Source organism: Paenibacillus phyllosphaerae, from assembly GCF_014192105.1.
GTDB classification, from domain to species: Bacteria; Bacillota; Bacilli; order Paenibacillales; family Paenibacillaceae; genus Paenibacillus_Z; species Paenibacillus_Z phyllosphaerae.
The window spans coordinates 1-1,525 of record NZ_JACHXK010000052.1; the positions used below are offsets into that span (position 1 = coordinate 1).

1 protein-coding gene is annotated in these 1,525 nt (G+C 47.4%); it reads left to right on the forward strand.

Annotated features, from left to right (window positions below; all coding sequences use genetic code 11):
• Window positions 1–114 precede the first annotated feature (114 nt).
• A protein-coding gene (locus FHS18_RS33985; protein WP_183604812.1) for an IS1182 family transposase occupies window positions 115–1,475 on the forward strand; the annotation gives its coding sequence in 2 pieces (ribosomal slippage) (window positions 115–682 and window positions 682–1,475; 1,362 coding nt in all).
• Window positions 1,476–1,525 lie beyond the last annotated feature (50 nt).

The following is a 1,525-nucleotide window of genomic DNA, read 5'->3' on the forward strand; positions in this document are numbered from 1 at the left end:
TCAGGCTGTCGAGAAAGTCTCGACAGCCTTTCTTATGCTCAATGAATTTAACACGACACCGCGTTAATGTTGTATAATGGAAGTAACCATTAATATGAACGGCAGGTGTCGCGAATGTTGCGTTCTAACCGAGACAAACAACAAAACTATGAACTGGTATCCATTGAAGATTTGGTACCGGCTGATCATATGCTTCGTAAGATCGACAAGTACATTGATTTTTCTTTTATCGATGAAAAGGTTCGTCATCTTTACTCGCAAGATAACGGCCGCCCGGCTATTGATCCCCTTGTTCTCTTCAAAATGATCTTCCTGGGCTACTTTTACGGGATTCGTTCTGAGCGTCAGCTCGAGCGTGAAGTCCAAACCAATTTAGCTTACCGTTGGTTTCTAGGTTTAGGTCTATCTGATCGCGTTCCCGACCATACAACGATTAGCTGGAACCGTCGTACTCGGTTTAAGGATACGACTGTCTTTCAAGATATCTTTGATGAGATTGTATTGCAGGCCATCTCTCATCGCATGGTTGGCGGTCGCGTTTTGGTGTCGGACTCCACACATTTGAAGGCGAACGCAAACAAGCATAAATTCACGAGGGAACAGGTGAAGCAGAATACACGCGATTACCTGGATGACTTAAACGCTGCCGTCGAGGCAGAACGTAAGGAAAAAGGAAAAAAGCTTTAAAACCACGAGAGGAGGTGAACGAAGACAAAGAAGTGAAGGTCAGTACAACTGATCCTGATAGCGGCTATATGGTGCGAGAGGGGAAGCCTGAGGGTTTCTTCTATTTGGATCACCGAACCGTGGATGTGAAGTACAACCTCATCACGGATGTCTTTGTCACCGCCGGCAATGTCCATGATTCCGTACCCTATCTGTCTCGGCTTGATCGTCAGCGCGAACGTTTTGGATTTGAAGTTGAAGCTGTTGCTTTAGATTCCGGTTACTTAACAAACCCGATCTGTAAAGGTCTTCAGGACCGCAAAATTTTTGGCGTTATTGCACATCGACGTTTTCATCCTACGCAAGGCTTGTTTCACAAGTGGGAGTTCAAATACGACGCGGAGCAAGATGTTTATGTATGCCCGCAAAAACAAGTACTACCCTATCGGACGACGGATCGCCATGGTTACCGGCATTATGCTTCAGATCCGAAAGTCTGCGCAGTCTGTCCCATGCTGGAGAAATGCACGCGATCTCGCAACCACCGCAAGGTCGTAACACGGCATGTTTGGGAAGACAGCAAGGAACAGGTTCGGATGAACCGATTAAGCAAGTCCGGCAAACGGCTTTACCGAAAACGAAAAGAAACAATTGAGCGAAGCTTCGCGGATGCCAAACAGCTCCACGGGTTTCGCTATTGCCGTTTACGGGGGCTGCGGAATGTGACTGAGCAAGCGCTCATGACCGCAGCGGTTCAGAACATGAAGAAGATCGCCTTCCACCTGGATAGGAAGGCGAAGGAGGCGTGAGCCTTCCTAAACCACCTCAAAAACAACTCGAGAAAGCAAAAGAGAAACCC